20 protein-coding genes and 1 pseudogene are annotated in these 18092 nt (G+C 71.1%); 18 read left to right on the top strand and 3 right to left on the bottom strand.

Annotated features, from left to right (window positions below; translation table 11 throughout):
• Positions 1–201: 201 nt before the first annotated feature.
• From HHL28_RS17405 to HHL28_RS17390, 4 genes and pseudogenes are all read left to right on the top strand, one after another.
• Positions 202–1728 carry a phytoene desaturase gene (locus HHL28_RS17405; RefSeq protein ID WP_075772020.1) on the top strand — a complete coding sequence of 509 codons (1527 nt, stop codon included), beginning with the start codon at positions 202–204 and terminating at the stop codon, positions 1726–1728.
• Positions 1709–2817, top strand: a pseudogene (locus HHL28_RS17400) (phytoene/squalene synthase family protein). The gene HHL28_RS17405 and the pseudogene HHL28_RS17400 overlap by 20 nt, the downstream one beginning before the upstream one ends.
• A 3-nt stretch (positions 2818–2820) precedes the next feature.
• Entirely contained in the window at positions 2821–2961 is a 141-nt protein-coding gene (locus tag HHL28_RS17395; RefSeq protein WP_169655581.1) for a hypothetical protein, read from the top strand.
• A 63-nt stretch (positions 2962–3024) separates the two neighbouring features.
• The gene (locus HHL28_RS17390; protein ID WP_075772022.1) at positions 3025–3228 is read left to right on the top strand and encodes a hypothetical protein; all 204 of its coding nucleotides are present in this window, start codon (positions 3025–3027) and stop codon (positions 3226–3228) included.
• 319 nt (positions 3229–3547) lie between these two features.
• Here the strand turns inward: HHL28_RS17390 and HHL28_RS17385 are convergent, their stop codons facing one another.
• From HHL28_RS17385 to HHL28_RS19025, 3 genes are read right to left on the bottom strand one after another with little or no spacing between them, the layout of a single operon-like run.
• A complete protein-coding gene (locus HHL28_RS17385) occupies positions 3548–4489 on the bottom strand; it encodes a carotenoid 1,2-hydratase (protein ID WP_404326077.1) in 942 nt (313 codons plus the stop codon).
• Positions 4486–5523, bottom strand: coding sequence for a phytoene desaturase family protein (locus HHL28_RS17380; protein ID WP_404326959.1), 1038 nt, complete (start codon positions 5521–5523; stop codon positions 4486–4488). The genes HHL28_RS17385 and HHL28_RS17380 overlap by 4 nt, the downstream gene beginning before the upstream one ends.
• Positions 5523–5984 (bottom strand): FAD-dependent oxidoreductase, encoded by a 462-nt coding sequence (locus tag HHL28_RS19025; protein ID WP_404326076.1) that lies wholly within the window; start codon positions 5982–5984, stop codon positions 5523–5525. Before HHL28_RS19025 ends, HHL28_RS17380 begins: the two co-directional genes overlap by 1 nt.
• A gap of 144 nt (positions 5985–6128) precedes the next feature.
• On the opposite strand from HHL28_RS19025, the gene HHL28_RS17375 reads away from it, so the two are divergent.
• The 14 genes from HHL28_RS17375 (at position 6129) to HHL28_RS17320 (ending at position 18010) form a co-directional block, all read left to right on the top strand.
• A complete protein-coding gene (locus HHL28_RS17375) occupies positions 6129–6932 on the top strand; it encodes a polyprenyl synthetase family protein (protein WP_404326075.1) in 804 nt (267 codons plus the stop codon).
• Positions 6933–7167: 235 nt separating this feature from the next.
• The gene (locus HHL28_RS17370) at positions 7168–8313 is read left to right on the top strand and encodes a methyltransferase (protein WP_075772025.1); all 1146 of its coding nucleotides are present in this window, start codon (positions 7168–7170) and stop codon (positions 8311–8313) included.
• Positions 8314–8444: 131 nt separating this feature from the next.
• The gene (bchC, locus tag HHL28_RS17365) at positions 8445–9272 is read left to right on the top strand and encodes a chlorophyll synthesis pathway protein BchC (protein WP_404326073.1); all 828 of its coding nucleotides are present in this window, start codon (positions 8445–8447) and stop codon (positions 9270–9272) included.
• Positions 9227–9376 (top strand): hypothetical protein, encoded by a 150-nt coding sequence (locus tag HHL28_RS19020; protein WP_404326071.1) that lies wholly within the window; start codon positions 9227–9229, stop codon positions 9374–9376. The genes bchC and HHL28_RS19020 overlap by 46 nt, the downstream gene beginning before the upstream one ends.
• A complete protein-coding gene (locus tag HHL28_RS17360) occupies positions 9373–10404 on the top strand; it encodes a chlorophyllide a reductase iron protein subunit X (RefSeq protein WP_075772027.1) in 1032 nt (343 codons plus the stop codon). The genes HHL28_RS19020 and HHL28_RS17360 overlap by 4 nt, the downstream gene beginning before the upstream one ends.
• Before the next feature lie 8 nt (positions 10405–10412).
• Positions 10413–11792 carry a chlorophyllide a reductase subunit Y gene (gene bchY, locus HHL28_RS17355; protein WP_449686978.1) on the top strand — a complete coding sequence of 460 codons (1380 nt, stop codon included), beginning with the start codon at positions 10413–10415 and terminating at the stop codon, positions 11790–11792.
• Positions 11741–12040 carry a hypothetical protein gene (locus tag HHL28_RS19150; protein ID WP_449686976.1) on the top strand — a complete coding sequence of 100 codons (300 nt, stop codon included), beginning with the start codon at positions 11741–11743 and terminating at the stop codon, positions 12038–12040. Before bchY ends, HHL28_RS19150 begins: the two co-directional genes overlap by 52 nt.
• Entirely contained in the window at positions 12034–13491 is a 1458-nt protein-coding gene (gene bchZ, locus HHL28_RS17350; protein ID WP_075772028.1) for a chlorophyllide a reductase subunit Z, read from the top strand. The genes HHL28_RS19150 and bchZ overlap by 7 nt, the downstream gene beginning before the upstream one ends.
• A gap of 228 nt (positions 13492–13719) precedes the next feature.
• The gene (gene pufB / locus HHL28_RS17345; RefSeq protein WP_075772029.1) at positions 13720–13956 is read left to right on the top strand and encodes a light-harvesting antenna LH1, beta subunit; all 237 of its coding nucleotides are present in this window, start codon (positions 13720–13722) and stop codon (positions 13954–13956) included.
• 9 nt (positions 13957–13965) lie between these two features.
• Positions 13966–14148, top strand: a complete 183-nt coding sequence (gene pufA / locus HHL28_RS17340; RefSeq protein ID WP_075772030.1) for a light-harvesting antenna LH1, alpha subunit — start codon at positions 13966–13968, stop codon at positions 14146–14148.
• A 118-nt stretch (positions 14149–14266) separates the two neighbouring features.
• Positions 14267–15109, top strand: coding sequence for a photosynthetic reaction center subunit L (gene pufL / locus HHL28_RS17335; protein ID WP_075772031.1), 843 nt, complete (start codon positions 14267–14269; stop codon positions 15107–15109).
• An 11-nt stretch (positions 15110–15120) separates the two neighbouring features.
• Complete coding sequence (gene pufM, locus HHL28_RS17330; RefSeq protein ID WP_075772032.1) at positions 15121–16104, top strand: photosynthetic reaction center subunit M; 984 nt, start codon at positions 15121–15123, stop codon at positions 16102–16104.
• Entirely contained in the window at positions 16101–17171 is a 1071-nt protein-coding gene (gene pufC / locus HHL28_RS17325) for a photosynthetic reaction center cytochrome PufC (RefSeq protein WP_083699241.1), read from the top strand. Before pufM ends, pufC begins: the two co-directional genes overlap by 4 nt.
• Positions 17172–17575: 404 nt before the next feature.
• Complete coding sequence (locus HHL28_RS17320; RefSeq protein ID WP_075772033.1) at positions 17576–18010, top strand: c-type cytochrome; 435 nt, start codon at positions 17576–17578, stop codon at positions 18008–18010.
• Positions 18011–18092: the final 82 nt, after the last annotated feature.

The raw sequence follows: 18092 nt of genomic DNA, 5'->3' as shown, positions 1-18092 counted from the left end.
TGCCGAATTGATGACCTCTGTGTCCTCTGCGGCCATCTGCGTCCTCTGCGTTCCCAATCACGCGCGGCGTTGGCCGCACGGTTGCCCCGGACAGGCTTGCATCGCCCGGATCGCCCCGCATTTTTCCCCCGCGCCCCGATAACCCGCCATCTCCGCTGGTGGAGTGTCCAGTTTCTGTTACACTCCTCAGCTATGGACGGAATGACACTCCATCTCCGGCGTCCCCGCCGGGCGGTTTCCCCCGATGCGCCCCATGCCGTGGTGATCGGCAGCGGGTTCGGGGGCTTGGCCGCGGCGGTGCGGCTGGGGGCGCATGGCTATCGGGTGACGGTGCTGGAGCGGTTGCCGGCGCCCGGCGGGCGGGCGTCGGTGTTCCGGCAGGACGGCTATACCTTCGATGCCGGCCCCACCATCGTGACGGCGCCCTTCCTGCTGGAGGAGCTGTGGGGCCTGTGCGGGCGGCGCATGGCCGACGACGTGGAGCTGGTGCCGCTGGACCCGTTCTACCGCATCCGGTTCGACGACGGGGAGGTGTTCTCCTATAGCGGCGACCCCGGCGCCATGCGGGCGGAGGTGGCGCGCATCAGCCCCGGCGACGTGCGCGGCTATGAGGATTTCCTGGCGGCCAGCGAGGAGCGGTTCCGCATCGGGTTCGAGCAGTTGGGCCACGTGCCCTTCGGCGGCATCCGGGACATGCTGCGGGTAGCGCCGGACCTGCTGCGGCTGGGGGGCTTCCGCTCCGTCCATTCCCTGGTGGCGAGCCATATCCGCGACCCGCGGCTGCGCACCATCTTCAGCTACCACCCCCTGCTGGTGGGCGGGAACCCGTTCGCCGCCAGCTCCATCTACGCCCTGATCGCTTACCTGGAGCGGAAATGGGGCGTGCATTACGCCATGGGCGGCACGGGATCGCTGGTGGCGGGCATCGCCGACCTGATCCGCGGCCAGGGCAACATAATCCGTTGCAATGCCACGGTGACGCAAATCCTGCTGAACGGCCGCCGGGTGCGGGGCGTCCGGCTGGAGTCGGGGGAGGAGATAGCCGCCGACATCGTGGTCAGCAACGCCGACAGCGCCTGGACCTACCGCCATTTGCTGCCGCCCGAGGCGCGGCAGCGCTGGACCGACCGGAAGGTGGAGCGGTCACGCTATTCCATGGGGCTGTTCGTCTGGCATTTCGGCACCGACCGCCGCTTCGACGGGGTGGGCCACCACACGCTGCTGCTGGGGCCCCGCTACAAGGGGCTGCTGACCGACATCTTCCGCCGGAAGAGGCTGGCGGAGGATTTCAGCCTGTACCTGTACCGGCCCACCGCCACGGACCCGTCCATGGCCCCGCCGGGCTGCGACAGCTTCTATGCCCTGTCCCCCGTGCCGAACCTGGAGGGGGAGACGGACTGGAGCATCATGGCCGGCACCTACCGCGACGCCATCCTGCGCCGCCTGTCCGACACGATCATGCCGGGGCTGGAACCGTCCATCGTGACGGAGCGCATCCAGACGCCCCTGGACTTCCGCGACCGCTACCTGTCCCTGCGCGGGGCCGGTTTCGGCCTCGAACCCATCCTGACGCAGAGCGCGTGGTTCCGGCCGCACAACAAGAGCGAGGAGGTGGAGCACCTGTATCTGGTCGGCGCCGGGACCCACCCCGGGGCGGGCCTGCCGGGGGTCTTGTCCTCCGCCCGGGTGCTGGACAGTGTGGTGCCGGATGCCGCCGTCTTTTCCTGAGGCCGAGGCCATGGAGGCCGCCGCCGACCTGGCCCAGTGCCGGGCGGACCTGCGGGCGGGGTCGCGCACCTTCTGGGCGGCGTCGCTGCTGCTGCCCAAGGGGGTGCGGGAGCCGGCGACGGCCCTGTACGCCTTCTGCCGGGCCGCGGATGACGCGGTGGACCTCGGCCTGGGCGGGGAGAACGCCCTGGACGAGCTTTGGCACCGGCTGGACCGGGCCTATGCCGGGCGGCCCCTGGGCACGCCGGTGGACCGGGCCTTCGCCCGCACGGTCAGGCGCTTCGCCATCCCCGCGCCCTGCCCGCCGCGCTGGTGGAGGGCATCGCCTGGGATACGCAGGGACGGCGGTATGAGACGCTGGAAGACCTGCATGCCTATGCCGCCCGGGTGGCGGGCACGGTGGGGGCCATGATGGCCCTGCTGATGGGGCTGCGCGAACCCGGCGCCCTGGCGCGGGCCTGCGACCTGGGCGTGGCCATGCAACTGTCCAACATCGCCCGTGACATAGGCGAGGACGCGGCCAACGGGCGGCTGTACCTGCCCCGGTCCTGGCTGCGCGACGGCGGGCTGGACCCCGAGGCCTGGCTGGCCCGGCCCAGGCCGCACCCGGCCATATCGGGCGCCGTGGCAGGCCTGTTGCGGGAGGCGGAAACCCTGTACGCGCGGGCGGAGGCCGGCATCGCCCGGCTGCCCGCCGGCTGCCGCCCGGGCATCTTCGCCGCCCGGCTGCTGTATGCGGAGATCGGGCGGGAGGTGGAGCGGCTGGGCCCCGCCGCCCTGCACAGCCGTGCCGTGGTGCCCGGCGCCCGCAAGCTGGCCCTGCTGTCCCAGGCCGTGGCGGCGGCGGCCCTGGCCGGCGGCCCCGTCCATGCCCCGCCCCTGCCGGCGGTGGCCTTCCTGGTCCAGGCGGTGGACGCCACGCCCGCGCCGCCTACCTTGATCCAGGCGGCCCCGTGGTGGGACATGGGGGCGCGGCTGGTGCGGGTGCTGACCCTGTTCGACCGGCTGGAGCGCTGGGAACAGGCGGGCCGCCCCGGCAAGCGCCTGCGCCGGGAGGAGCTGGGGCAGACCGGACTGGAAGGGGCGTGAGCCATGCACCCGCACTATTACGGCCTGGTAGAGATGCTGCTGGTCTTCGGGCTGGTGGTGGGCTTCGGGGCCTATGAGCTGTGGTCCCTGCGCCGCGCCAACCGCAGGGCGAAGGAACGGGCGGGACAGCCGCCGAACCCGTGACTCGGAACGATACAAAGCGCGCGCGGTTGGGGTGCCCATGACCCACCTTGCAGCGAGGCACCCATGGGCGACCTTCTGGGCGGCAACCTGATCTGGATCCTGGCCTTCTTCACCCTGGTGGCCGTGCTGGCCATCGGCATCATGCAGGCCAAGCGGACCAGCAACAGCCGGCACAAGCGCGGCGAGCACATGGGTGACGGCACCCGCATCACCGCCGAACGCTCCACCGAACAAGCCGCCGTGGACGGCACCCGCCACCCGACGTGAGCGACAATGCCGGGCCCGGGACGCGTGACCGCTTGCTGCTCCTGAAGGCTGGGGTCGGCATTCCGTTGAATTGTAAGGCCGAACCGTGCCCCATCGTCCCCTCCCCCAGTGGGGGAGGGACAGGGAGAGGGGTTGGGCCCTCTGCGGAAAGGGGAACCTGCGGACAGGCTCCTGCTGTCCTGGTCGCACCACCCCTCACCCTGTCCCTCTCCCCCTGGGAGAGGGGACGTTGGGGTGCGGTTCGGCCCGTTTGCCGACCAGAAATCCACGCCGCGACCATCAAGGTGTCAGCCAACGAAGGCTGGCATCGGCAGATATCCTACCCCCGCCGCGGCACGCGGAAGGGCAGCAGGGCCTGGACCCAGGGTTGGCGGAAGCGGTCCAGGTCCAGGCTTTCGTGCATGGCCGTCACCGCCTGTCCCAACAGCCGCGTCCGTACCACGGACCGGGCATAGAAAGGCGCGTCCAGCAGGGTCTGGGCCACCTCTGCCCCGTGGCCGGGCTCGCACCGCGTCTCCCGCCTTATCCGCCACCAGCGGGTGCCGGGCAGGGTGACGCGGGCCGGGGCGTCATAGGGGGTGACCGTGCCGTCGCGGCCAATGCGGATGGCGATGCCTTGGGTGCTGCCGTCGCGGCGGACCACGTCATAGAGGATGCTGGCTCCGTCGGTCAGGGGGCCGCGGCACCAGTCCCATTCCTTGAAGCTGTCCTCCAGCGGGCCGTCGCCCCAGTTGCTGTCGAAATAGCCGGGGCCCGACCAGCGCACGCCGGGCTGGTCCAGCTCCACCTCCACCCGGCTGAAGGGGGCGATGGGCCACCAGCGGTGCAGGCCGTGGCTGTCCAGGGTGGGCTGGAAGGTGGTGGCGGCGCTGGGGTGCAGCCGGATGGTGCCGCGCACCCGCTGCGGCAGGGGGAACGTCACCTCATCCACCCGGGCGGTCAGGGTGCGCCCGTCCCAGGCCAGGCCGCTGGGGCCGATGGTGAGGCTGTCCGGGGTGCGGCACAGGGCGCCGGCCCGCCGCTCCGTCATGGCCCAACGGTCACCGCCGGGGCCCGTCAGCACGATGTGGAAGCAGGCGAAGTCCCGCGGCTCCGCCGACCCCTTGCGCCGCGCCCAGGCATACCAGGGGGAGAAGACGCTGCCGATGAAGGCGATGATGGTCAGGCCGTGACGGTGGTCGTCGCTGTAGGCATCCATGTACCACCAGGCATAGCCGTCCCGCGGCACCGGCCGGGTGAAGCCCAGGTCGAGGTTCGTCATTGCACCTTCTCCAAAGCGGCGAGCACCTGGGACGCCGCCATATGGCCGGACAAGGCCGCCATGGGCACGCCGGGGCCGGGGTGGACGCTGCCGCCGGCCAGGAACAGGCCGGGGACGCGGCTGGGGATGCCGGGGCGCTGGAAGCTGGCCTGCCAGCCATGGGAGGCGCGGCCATAGAGGGCGCCGCCGCTGGCGGGGAACAGCCTGGCGAAGTCGGCGGGGGTGGTGGTCACCTCCTCCTGCTCCGACAGTTCCAGCCCGCATCGGGCCAGCAGGCCGGCGGTCGCCTCGCCGCAGGCGCGCACGCTGTCCGGTGGGAAGGGGTTGGTGTCGCCGTCCGCCGGGGCGTTGACCAGGACCAGCAGGCGTTCCGGGCCGTTCACCGTGTCCTCCTCCAGCCCCGCGCCCCGGTCGTGGGCGCAGACATAGACGGTGGGGGCGGCGGGCAGGCTCCGGCGTTCCAGGATCGTGTCGAACTCCGCCCGGTAGTCGCGGGAGAAGAAGACCGTGTGGCGCTTCAGGGGGAAGCCGTCCGCCCTGGCCACCACGCTCCAGGTCAGGGCGGAGAGGGAGCGGGCCTGCCTCGGCACGGTTGGGGCGGCAGGCCTGGCGCCCGGCCCCAGCAAGCCGTCGCCCAGGGCGGCCACGTCGCCGGCGTGGATCACTGCGTCTGCCTCCACCACCTCTCCGTCGGCCAGCAGCACCCCGGCGGCGCGGCCCCGCCTGACCAGAATCTCCCGGGCCTCCGCGCCATAGCGCACGGTGGCGCCGTTGCGTTGGGCGAGGGTGGACAGGGCCTGGGCCAGCCGGTGCATGCCCCCCTCCACCAGCCAGACACCCGCCTGCTCCACATGCGCCACCAGCATCAGGGTGGCCGGCGCCTGGAAGGGGGAGGAGCCGCAATAGGTGGCGTAGCGGCCGAACAGCTGCCGCAGCCGCGGGTCCTGGAAATAGCCGCCAAGCGCCCCCCACAGGGTCTCGAACGGCTTGATGGCCCACAAATCGCCCAGGCCGAAGGGCCCGACGCCCGCCATCAGCCCGGCCATGCTGGGCTGCGGGCTGCGGATGAAGGGCTTGTCCAGGGTGCGGAACATGCGCGCCGCGTCCGCCACGAAGCGGCGGTAGCCCCGCCCCTCCGCCGGGCCGGCCAGGGCGGATATGGCTTCCGCCGAGCGGTCCACGTCGGCGAACAGGTCCATTTGGGCCGCGTCCCCGCCCCCAGCCCGGGGTCCCAGGCGTGGCGGGCCAGGATGTCGGCCCTTGTCAGGGTCACGTGGTCGGACAGGCGGCTGCCGGCGGCCTGGAACAGCTCCTCCAGCACCGGGCGCAGGGTCAGCACCGTGGGGCCAGCGTCCTGGCGGGTGGTGCCCACCGCCACCTCCCGCATCTTGCCGCCGGGGGCGGGGGCGCGGTCCAGCAGGGTCACTTCCATGCCGCGGGCGGACAGGATCGCGGCGGCGGCCAGTCCCGCCACGCCCGCGCCGATGATGACCACCCGGCCTTCCTGACCACCCATTGGGCCACCCCCGGATTGTCGTTGCGCCTGACACAGACCAGTGTCAATGTTAGATGACAGTTTAGGCTGACAACAAGGGCTGACAGGGGGTGTACCGCCCCTTCGCCCACGGGGAGACGCCGCATGGACGTGATCGCCCGGATCGAGCAGGCGCTGGACCGCGCCATGGTTGGGCTGGACAGCCCCGGCGCGCCGCCCCTGCTGGGATCGGCCATGCGCTATGCCGTGTTCCCCGGCGGCGCCCGCATCCGGCCCAAGCTGCTGCTGGCAGTGGCCAGGGCCTGCGGCGACGACGACCCGGAGGCGGCGGAGGCGGCGGCGGCGTCCATCGAGCTGCTGCACTGCGCCTCCCTCGTCCATGACGACCTGCCCTGCTTCGACGACGCCGGGACCCGGCGCGGCAAGCCCACCGTCCACCGCGCCTATGGGGAGCCGCTGGCCGTGCTGTGCGGCGACGCGCTGATCGTGATGGCGTTCGAGGCGCTGGCGCGTGGGGCGTCGGCCAACCCCATCCGGCTGGCCAGCCTGCTGGTGACCGTGTCCCAAGCGGTGGGCATGCCGGGCGGCATCGTCGCCGGCCAGTCCTGGGAGTGCGAGCCGGCGGTGGACCTGACCGAGTACCACCGGGCCAAGACCGGCGTGCTGTTCGCCGCCGCCACCATGGCCGGGGCCATCGCCGCCGGCCATGACGGCACCCCTTGGCGCACCCTTGGCGCAAGGCTGGGCGAGGCGTTCCAGGTGGCCGACGACCTGCATGACGTGGCGTCGAAGGCAGAGGACATCGGCAAGCCGGTGGGCCGCGACGCCGCGCTGGGACGGTGCAGCGCGGTGCGGGAGTTGGGCCTGGCCGGGGCGCTGGCCCGGCTGGACCGGCTGGTGGCCGCCGCCATGGACAGCATCCCCCTTGCCCAGGCCAAGCCGAGCTGAAGACCATCATCCATTGGGAGGCGCGGCGGTTCCTGCCGAAGGAACTGGCCCGCGTGGCGGCGTGAGCGCCGACAGCGACAGGTGGGGCGGTGGGGTGGGATCACCCCCGTTTCCCCAGGAACTGCCGCGTCCCCCGCGAAGGCGGGGGCCCACAGTTCTTGACGCGCCCTCCGACGGCACTCGGGTTGAAAAACCGTGGACCCCCGCCTTCGCGGGGGAAGCAGGTGGTGCGGGTGTGGCTGGTCAGACAGTCCTCACACGTCTCATTGACCGCCTGCACGCGGCCAAGGACCGGCTGCTGGCCAGCCCGGGCTTCATGCGGTTCGCCACCGCCTTCCCCCTGACGCGCCCCGTCGCCCGGCGGCGGGCGGGGGCGCTGTTCGACCTCTGTGCGGGCTTCGTCTATTCGCAGGTACTGCTGGCCTTCGTGCGGCTGCGGGCGGCGGAGGTGCTGGCGGAGGGGCCGCGCACGGTGGCGGAACTGGCCCCGCGGCTGGGCCTGCCGGCGGACGGGGCGGCAAGGCTGCTGCGGGCGGCGGCGGCGCTGGACCTGGCGGCGGAGCGGGGCGGCGGGCGCTATGGCCTGGGCCCGCTGGGGGCGCCGCTGCTGGGCAACCCTGGCATCGCGGCCATGGTGGAGCACCATGTGCTGCTGTACGCCGACCTGGCGGACCCGGTGGCCCTGCTGCGGCAGCGGCGGACGGACACGGGGCTGGCCGGGTACTGGGCCTATGCCGGGGCGGAGCGGCCGGCGGAGGCGCTGGCAGGCGACGTCGACCCCTATACCGCCCTGATGGCGGCCACCCAGCCGCTGGTGGCGGCGGAAGTGCTGGACGCCTGGCCCGTACACAAGCACCGCCGCCTGCTGGACGTGGGCGGGGGCGACGGCAGCTTCCTGCGGGCCACGGGGCAGCGGGCGCCGGGCCTTGAGCTGGTGCTGTTCGACCTGCCCGCCGTGGCGGCCCGCGCCCAGGAACGCTTCGAGTCGGAAGGGTTGGGCGGCAGGGCGCGGGCGGAGGGCGGGGACTTCCACACGGACGCGCTGCCCGGCGGGGCCGACCTGGTCACCCTGGTCCGGGTGCTGCACGACCATGATGACGGGGACGTGCTGGCCCTGCTGAAGGCGGTGCGCCGGGCCATCCACCCCACGGGCACCCTGCTGGTGGCGGAGCCCATGGCGGGGTCCCGCGGCCGGGGCGCCCGGGCCATGGGGGACGCCTACTTCGGCTTCTACCTGCTGGCCATGGGCCGCGGCCGGCCGCGCACGCCGGCGGAACTGTCAACCCTGCTTGTCGCTGCCGGATTCCAACCGCCAAGGCCGGTCCGGACCCGCACGCCCCTGCTGGCCAGCCTGCTGGCGGCCCGACCGGATCGCGCGTGATCCCGTCCGCCCTGCGGGCAAAAGCCCATGTCAGCGGCTTATGACGTAAACATAGATTGACACTCAACGGCGTCAGTCTAGGATTACACATGGCGGGAAGCCTGTCCCGCCCAAGACCCCCGGAGGGTCCCATGGAATCGCTCGCCGTCGTCCTGGAGGAGCCTGAGAGGCTCGCGTTGCGCAGGGTGGACCTGGTTCCGCCGGCCGAGGATGACGTCATCGTCGAGATGGAATGGAGCGGCATCAGCACCGGCACGGAGCGGCTGCTGTGGAGCGGCCGCATGCCCGCCTTCCCCGGCATGGGCTACCCGCTGGTGCCGGGCTATGAGTCGGTGGGCCGGGTCAGCCATGCCGGGCCGGGGTCCCGGGTCAGGGTGGGGGACCGGGTGTTCGCGCCGGGGTCCCGCGGCTTCGGCCCCGTCCGCGGCCTGTTCGGCGGGGCGGCCAGCCGCATCGTCGTGCCGGGGGCCAAGGTGCTGCCGGTGGGCGACGGGCTGGGGGAACAGGCGGTGCTGCTGGCCCTGGCCGCCACCGCCCACCATGCCATCGCCGGGGGCGCCCTGCCGGACCTGGTCGTCGGCCACGGGGTGCTGGGAAGGCTGCTGGCCCGCATCGCCGTCGCCCTGGGTGGTGCGCCCACCGTGTGGGAGAGCAACCAAGCCCGCCGCGACGGCGCCGACCTCTATGCCGTGCTGGACCCGCAAGCCGACCCCCGCCGCGACTACCGCGCCATCCATGACGTGAGCGGCGACGCCACCCTGCTGGACAGCCTGATCAGCCGCCTGGCCCGCGGGGGTGAGGTGGTGCTGGCCGGGTTCTATTCAGCACCACTGAGCTTCGCCTTCCCCCCGCCTTCATGCGGGAGGCGCGGATCCGCGTGGCCGCGGAGTGGCAGCCCCTGGACCTGGTCGCGGTGCGCGACCTGGTGGAAAGCGGGCGCCTGTCCCTGGACGGGCTGATCACCCATCGCCTGCCGGCGCGCGAGGCAGACGCCGCCTATCGCACCGCGTTCGGCGACCCCGCCTGCCTGAAGATGATCCTGGACTGGAGAGGCCCCCAATGACCGTCGCCCTGCGCGTCGCCGAGCCTTCGCGAAAGTCCCAAGCGGCGGTGGAAGCCCTGCGGGATCGCCTGCGCGCCGAGGCGGCGCAGGAACCGGACCCCGTCCACACCAGCCCCGCCGCCAAGAAGACCCAGATCATCGCCATCTATGGCAAGGGCGGCATCGGCAAGAGCTTCACCCTGGCCAACCTGTCCTACATGATGGCGCAGCAGGGCAAGAAGGTGCTGCTGATCGGCTGCGACCCGAAGAGCGACACCACATCGCTGCTGTTCGGCGGCAAGGCCTGCCCCACCATCATCGAGACATCCACCCGCAAGAAGCTGGCGGGGGAGCAGGTCGAGATCGGCGACGTCTGCTTCAAGCGCGACGGCGTGTTCGCCATGGAGCTGGGCGGGCCGGAGGTGGGCCGCGGCTGCGGCGGGCGCGGCATCATCCATGGCTTCGAGACGCTGGAGAAGCTGGGCTTCCACGACTGGGGCTTCGACTTCGTCCTGCTGGACTTCCTGGGCGACGTGGTCTGCGGCGGGTTCGGCCTGCCCATCGCCCGGGACATGTGCCAGAAGGTCATCGTCGTCGGCAGCAACGACCTGCAGAGCCTGTACGTCGCCAACAATGTCTGCTCCGCGGTGGAGTATTTCCGCAAGCTGGGCGGCAATGTCGGCGTCGCCGGCATGGTCATCAACAAGGACGACGGCACGGGGGAGGCGGCGGCCTTCGCCCAGAACGCCGGCATCCCCGTCCTGGCCAGCATCCCGGCGCACGAGGACATCCGCCGCAAGTCCGCCAATTACGAGATCATCGGCAAGCCCGGCGGCCAATGGGGCCCCCTGTTCGAGGAGCTGGCCCGCAACGTGGCCGACGCCCCGCCGCAGCGGCCGACACCCCTGACCCAGGACGGGCTGCTGGGCCTGTTCAGCGGGGAGACGGTGGGCCGCAACGTGGTGCTGGAGCCCGCCAGCATGGAGGACATGTGCGGCGTGGCCGCCGTCAAGAAGCCGTCCCTCGAAGTCATCTACGACAGCGTGTGAGGCGGATGATGGACGACCTCACCCAACGGGACCCCGGTCCCCCGCCCAGCACGGAAGTGGTCTACGACGCCGTCGGCGCCGCCGCGGCCCAGGCTGACCCGGTGCCGGAGGGCAACTCCGTCGGCGGCTGCGCGCCCCGGCTTGAGGGTCGCGGCGACGGCCAGGGCTGCCACAACAAGGCCGCGCTGAAGGAATCCGCCGCCAAGGCGGGTTTGGGCGCGGTGCTGGAGCAGTACGCCAAGGACTACCCGCAAGGGCCCCACGACCAGCCGCAGAGCATGTGCCCGGCCTTCGGCAGCCTTCGCGTCGGCCTGCGCATGCGGCGCACGGCGACGGTGCTGTCGGGCAGCGCCTGCTGCGTCTATGGCTTGACCTTCACCAGCCACTTCTATGGCGCCAAGCGGTCCGTGGGCTACGTGCCCTTCAACTCGGAGACGCTGGTCACCGGCAAGCTGTTCGAGGACATCCGCGACGCCGTCCATGCCCTGGCCGACCCCGCTTTGTACGACACGGTGGTGGTGACCAACCTGTGCGTGCCCAGCGCCAGCGGCGTGCCGCTGCGGCTGCTGCCCAAGGAGATCAACGGCGTCCGCATCATCGGCATCGACGTGCCCGGCTTCGGCGTGCCGACCCATGCGGAGGCCAAGGACGTGCTGGCCGGGGCCATGCTGCACTATGCCCGCACGGAGGCCGAGCAGGGCCCCGTGCAGGCCCCCCGCGACGGCCGCAAGGACAAGCCCACCATCACCCTGCTGGGGGAGATGTTCCCGGCGGACCCCGTCAGCATCGGCATGTTGCTGGAGCCCTTAGGCTTGGCGGCCGGGCCCGTGGTGCCGACGCGGGAGTGGCGGGAGCTGTATGCCGCCCTGGACGGTGCCGCCGTGGCAGCCATCCACCCCTTCTATGCCGCGAGCGTGCGGGAGTTCGAGGCGGCGGGCCGGCCCATCGTCGGCTCCGCCCCCGTGGGCCATGACGGCACGGCCGATTGGCTGGCCGCCATCGGGGAGGCGTGCGGGATCGCCAAGGACAAGGTGGCGGCCGCCCAGAACCGCTTCCTTCCCGCCATCCGCGGGGCGCTGGCCGCCAAGCCGGTCAAGGGGCGCATCACCCTGTCCGGCTATGAGGGGTCGGAGCTGCTGGTGGCCCGGCTGCTGGTGGAGAGCGGGGCGGAGGTGCCCTATGTCGGCACGGCCTGCCCGCGCACCCGCTGGTCCGACGCGGACCGGGAATGGCTGGAGGCCCGCGGCGTCCACGTCCAGTTCCGCGCCAGCCTGGAGCAGGACCTTGCGGCGCTGGAGACGGTGAAGCCGGACCTGGCCATCGGCACCACCCCGTGGTGCAGGCGGCGAAGGAGAGGGCGATCCCCGCCCTGTACTTCACCAACCTGATCTCCGCCCGCCCGCTGATGGGCCCGGCGGGCGCGGGGTCGCTGGCGCAGGTGGTCAACGCCGCCCTGGGCAACAAGGCACGCTTCGACAGCATGCGGGAGTTCTTCGAGGGCGTGGGCACCGGCCACGCCGCCGGCGTGTGGGAGAAGGTGCCCCGCGACCGGCCGGAGTTCCGCAAGAAGAACGCCGCCCTGGCCGCCAAGGCGGCGAAGGAAAAAACCTCCGTCGCGGAGGACGCGCCATGCTGATCCAGGACCTTGACCGGGCCGGCGGCTATTGGGGCGCCGTCTACGTCTTCACCGCCATCAAGGGCCTTCAGGTGATCATCGACGGCCCCGTGGGCTGCGAGAACCTGCCGGTCACCGCCGTGCTGCACTACACCGACGGGCTGCCGCCCCACGAGCTGCCGGTGGTGGTCACCGGCCTGGGCGAGGAGGAGCTGGGCCAGCACGGGACGGAGAAGGCCATGGCCCGGGCGCACCGGACCCTGGACCCCGGCCTGCCCAGCGTGGTGGTCACTGGATCCATCGCGGAGATGATCGGCGGCGGGGTGACGCCCGAGGGCACCAACATCCAGCGCTTCCTGCCCCGCACCATCGACGAGGACCAGTGGCAGAGCGCCAACCGCGCCATGGCCTGGCTGTGGTCGGAGTACGGCGCCCGGCGCGGCGTGATGCCCAAGGCGAAGCCGCGCAAGGAGGGCGACAAGCCCCGCGTCAACATCATCGGCCCCATCTACGGCACCTTCAACACCGCCAGCGACCTGGCGGAGGTGCGGCGGCTGGTGGAGGGGATCGGGGCGGAGGTCAACATGGCCTTCCCCCTGGGCAGCCACTTGATGGACGTGCCCCGGCTGGTGGACGCGGACGTGAATGTCTGCCTGTACCGGGAGTTCGGCCGCCTGCTGTGCGAGGCGCTGGACAAGCCGTACCTGCAAGCCCCCATCGGGCTGCATTCCACCACCAAGTTCCTGCGCAAGCTGGGGGAGCTGCTGGGCCTGGACCCGGAGCCCTTCATCGAGAAGGAAAAGCACACCACCATCAAGCCGCTGTGGGACCTCTGGCGGTCGGTGACGCAGGATTTCTTCGGCACCGCCAGCTTCGGCATCGTCGCCAACGAGACCTATGCCCGGGGTGTCAGGCATTTCCTGGAGGAGGAGCTGGGCCTGCCCTGCGTCTTCGCCTTCAGCCGCCGCCCGGGCCTGAAGCCGGACAACGACGCGGTGCGCGCCGCCATCGCCAAGACCCCGCCGCTGGTGCTGTTCGGCAGCTTCAACGAGCGCATGTACGCGCAAGAGGCCGGCGCCCGCTGCCAGTTCATCCCCGCCAGCTTCCCCGGCGCCATCATCCGCCGCCACACGGGCACGCCCTTCATGGGCTATGCCGGGGCGACCTATGTGGTGCAGGAGGTCTGCAACGCGCTGTTCGACGCGCTTTTCAACATCCTGCCCCTGGCCAAGACCATGGACCAGGTGGAGGCCACGCCGTCGCGCCTGCACACGCAGCTGCCCTGGGACGACGATGCCCGCGCCGTGCTGGACGACCTTGTGGAGGCCCAGCCCGTGCTGGTCCGCATCTCCGCCGCCAAGCGCCTGCGCGACGCCGCGGAGCAGTCCGCCCGCGCCGCCGGCGAGGAGCGGGTCACCCGCACCCACGCCGCCAACGCCGGCGCCACCCTCACCGCGGGGAGGGCGGCATGACACATGCCCCCTCAAACGCCGGGCGCCGGCTCCGCCGGCTTGGCTTACGCGGGCATGGGCCCGCGGGCCGCCGGTCGGCGGCCTGGGCTTCGCCCGTCCGTCCCTTCCACCCACCAGAACTCCGCGCCCCCGGGCACGGGCATCCGGTCATGGCGGCCAACGCCATGTCTGCGGTCGCGCACGCCGCGCGCCGCACCGGCCGAGAGGCCAAAGAGCAGGAGGTAAGCAATGGCTGATTACGCACAAGGAAGGGGTGACTCGTCTCTGTCAGGCCTGACGGAGACGGAAGCCCGCGAGTTCCACCAGATCTTCATCGTGAGTTTCATCGCCTTCACCCTGATCGCCATCGTGGCCCACTTCCTCGTCTGGTCGTGGCGCCCGTGGATCCCGGGGCCGAACGGCTACGCCGCCCTGCAGGACGGCGTGAAGCTGGCGATGGACACCGCAACCACGCTGCTGGGCTAGGAGGCTGACATGTGGCGCTTATGGCTCCTCTTCGATCCCCGCCGGACGCTGGTGGCCCTGGCCACCTTCCTGTTCGCGCTGGCGCTCCTGATCCACTTCATCCTGCTGAGCACCAACCGCTTCAACTGGCTGGAAGGTCCCGCGCCAGCCGCGGCGGTGACCCAGAACTCGCCGCTGCCCGCGGGCCGGTAAGGCCCTGGGCCGGTGGACAGGCCGGCGCCGCCGGGGGAACGGGGCTCACCCCCCGTCACCCCTGGGACGCCGGCCGCCTTCCCTAACAATCAGGGCCGCCTGACGGGGGGATCCGACCATGGCCATGCTCAACTTCGAAAAAAAGTACCGCGTCCGGGGCGGCACCCTGATCGGCGGAGACCTGTTCGACTTCTGGGTCGGGCCCTTCTACGTCGGTTTCTTCGGTGTCACGACGATCTTCTTCTCCGTGCTCGGCACGCTCCTGATCATCTACGGGGCCTCGCAGGGGCCCACCTGGAACATCTGGCAGATCAACATCGCGCCGCCGGACCTGAAATACGGCTTGGCGCTGGCCCCGCTGAAGGAAGGGGGGCTGTGGCAGGTCATCACCATCTGCGCGTTGGGGGCCTTCGGGTCCTGGGCGCTGCGGCAGGTGGAGATCTCCCGCAAGCTGGGCATGGGCTACCACGTGCCCGTGGCCTATGGCGTGGCGGTGTTCGCCTATTTCACCCTGGTGGTTGTGCGGCCGGTGCTGCTGGGCGCCTGGGGGCACGGGTTCCCCTACGGCATCCTCAGCCATTTGGACTGGGTGTCGAACGTCGGCTACCAGTACCTGCACTTCCACTACAACCCGGCGCACATGCTGGCGGTGACGTTCTTCTTCACCACCACCTTCGCCCTGTCCCTGCACGGCGCCCTGGTGCTGGCCGCCGCCAACCCCGGCCGGACCCGGTCAGGCGCCCAGGACGTGGTGAAGACGGCGGAGCATGAGAACACGTTCTTCCGCGACACCATCGGCTATTCCATCGGCACGCTGGGCATCCACCGGCTGGGCCTGTTCCTGGCGCTATCCGCCGGGTTCTGGAGTGCCGTGTGCATCGTGATCAGCGGCCCCTTCTGGACCCGTGGCTGGCCGGAATGGTGGGGCTGGTGGCTCAACCTGCCGATCTGGCCTTTGTGAGGGAGGCGGCAATGGCCGAATACCAGAACATCTTCACGCAGGTGCAGATCCGCGGCCCCGCCTATGAGGGCGTGCCCATCGAGGCGGGACCCTGGGTCCGGCAGATGAAGCCCGGCTTCTCCTACTGGCTGGGCAAGATCGGCGACAGCCAGGTCGGCCCCGTCTATCTGGGCTGGCTGGGCCTGGCCTCCATCCTTTGCGGCGTCATCGCCATCGAGATCATTGGCCTGAACATGTGGGCCTCGGTGGGGTGGGACCCGATCCAGTTCATCCGCCAGCTGCCCTGGCTGGCGCTGGAGCCGCCGCCGCCGGCCTATGGCCTGCGCCTGCCGCCGTTGAACGAGGGCGGGTGGTGGCTGCTGGCGGGCTTCTTCCTGACCGCGTCCATCCTGCTGTGGTGGCTGCGGGTCTATCGCCGGTCCCGCATGCTGGGCATCGGCACCCACACGGCCTGGGCCTTCGCCTCGGCCATCTGGCTGTACCTGGTGCTGGGCTTCATCCGCCCGCTGCTGATGGGGAGCTGGGGCGAGGCGGTGCCCTTCGGCATCTTCCCGCACCTGGACTGGACCGCCGCCTTCTCGCTGCGCTACGGCAACCTGTTCTACAACCCGTTCCACATGCTCTCCATCGTCTTCCTGTACGGCTCCACCCTGCTGTTCGCCATGCACGGGGCCACCGTGCTGGCCACCGGCCGGTTCGGGGCGGAGCGGGAGGTGGAGCAGATCGTGGACCGCGGCACGGCGTTCGAGCGCGGGGCCCTGTTCTGGCGCTGGACCATGGGCTTCAACGCCACGGCCGAGAGCATCCACCGCTGGGCCATCTGGTTCGCCATCCTGACCACCCTAACGGGCGGCATCGGCATCCTGCTGACCGGGACCGTGGTGGACAACTGGTACCTGTGGGCCGTGAAGCACGGGGTCGCGCCGTCCTACCCGGCGGCCTATCCCGCGGCCATCGACCCCACCACGCTGCCGCCGACAGGGGGTGTGAGATGAGCATGGTCCTGAGAGGAGCCGCCGCGGCGGCGGTCGTGCTGGGCGTCGGCCTGCTGTTCACCTTCGAGTATGGCAGCGTGGAGACGGTGCAGACCGGCTTCCGCGGCGTGGCGATGGAACAGAACTACCGGGCCAGCGCCATCCCGGCCAGCATCGCCGCCAACCAGTTGCCGGAACCCATCGACAGGGTGGAGCCGGAGGGCGAGCTGGCCTCCGCCGTCTACCAGAACGTCCAGGTGCTGGGCGACCTGACGGAGTCGGAGTTCCTGCGCACCATGACGGCCATCACCGCCTGGGTGTCGCCGGAACAGGGCTGCACCTACTGCCACGCGGAGGGGGAGGAGCTGTCGTCCGACAGCCTCTACACCAAGGTCGTGGCGCGGAAGATGCTGCAGATGACCCGGACTATCAACGTGGACTGGGGCAGCCACGTCCAGGCCACCGGCGTGACCTGCTATACCTGCCACCGCGGCCAGCCCGTGCCCACGGGCATCTGGTTCGCCGACCCCGGCCGGTCCCCCGCCCACGGGATGGTGGGCAACCCCGCCGGCCAGAACCGGCCCGCCGCCCAGGTGGGGCTCAGCTCGCTGCCGTCCGACCCCTTCTCCACCTACCTGGTGGGCAAGGAGGACCCCGGCATCCGCGTCATCGGGAACACCGCCCTGCCCACGGGCAACAACCATTCCATCAAGCAGGCGGAGTGGACCTATGGGCTGATGATCCACATGTCCGAGTCGCTGGGCGTGAACTGCACCTATTGCCACAACAGCCGAGCCTTCGCCGACTGGAGCCAGAGCCCGCCGCAGCGGACCACCGCCTGGCACGGCATCCGCATGGTCCGCGACGTGAACGCCGAGTACCTGCTTCCCCTGCAAGGCGTCTTCCCCGCCCACCGGCTGGGGCCGGAGGGGGACGTGGCCAAGGTCAACTGCCAGACCTGCCACAAGGGCGCCTACAAGCCCCTGTTCGGCGCCCCGATGATCGCCGACTGGCCCGAACTGGCCCGCAAGGGCCCGGCGGCGCCCGGACAGTCCGCCGCGCTGGGACCCCGGGTCCCCTTGCAGTGACGCTTCCCTCCCGCCTCCCGGGCCGCCCCCACCCCAGGGCGGCCCGGGATCTTTTTTTGGAGCCGACCAGCATTCCCGCGCGTTTTCACCACGGCCCGGCAGCGACATCGGGCTACCCCGGCCGGAAGGGGCAACCGCAGCGTTTTGCCGCTGCGCAAAGGCTTTCTCCCCGGCCATGATGGGGACATGATCGGGGGCCATCCTGGCGGGACAGGGGCTTCCGATCGGTTGCCCGTCCCCCGGGTGGCTTGACCGGATCCCTGGCAAGCCGATGTCGTTGGCGTCGGCCCCGCCTCTGCCGAGGCGATGGGCTCTGGTGTTCAAGTTCGCGTGCAGTCAATCCTGCGGTCAAACCCCGGGTCCGGCAGACTTCCGACCGGCACCCTTCCAGGGAGGTTCTACTGATGAAAGCCAAATTCGCCGCCGCACTCCTCGCCGGCGCCCTGTCCCTGTCCGCCGGTTCGGCCCTTGCCCAGGGGGCCGGTGGCGATGCCGCCAAGGGTGAGGCGGTGTTCAAGAAGTGCCAGGCCTGCCACCGCGTGGGCCCGGACGCCAAGAACCTGGTCGGCCCGGTGCTGAACGGCGTCGTCGGCCGCAAGGCCGGCACGGCCGAGGGCTACAAGTACTCCGACATCAACCACGCGGCCAGCGAGGCCGGGCTGATCTGGACGGAGGACGCCCTGTTCGACTATCTGGCCGACCCGAGCGGCTACCTGAAGAAGTACCTGACCGAGAAGGGCGCCGCGGACAAGGCCACCGGCAACTCCAAGATGGTCTACAAGCTGGCCAACGAGCAGGAGCGCAAGGACGTCATCGCCTTCCTGGCCACCAAGAAGTAAGGCCCCGCGCGCCAGCGCGCGACCGGCCGTAGAAGGGCCCGCCCCCGTGGCGGGCCCTTTTGCTTGGAGCGTGTTGCCATTG

This window comes from Aerophototrophica crusticola, from assembly GCF_012913305.1.
Lineage (GTDB): Bacteria > Pseudomonadota > Alphaproteobacteria > Azospirillales > Azospirillaceae > Niveispirillum > Niveispirillum crusticola.
The sequence above is the reverse complement of the archived record's forward strand: the minus strand, read 5'-3'. Positions and strand labels throughout refer to the sequence as shown.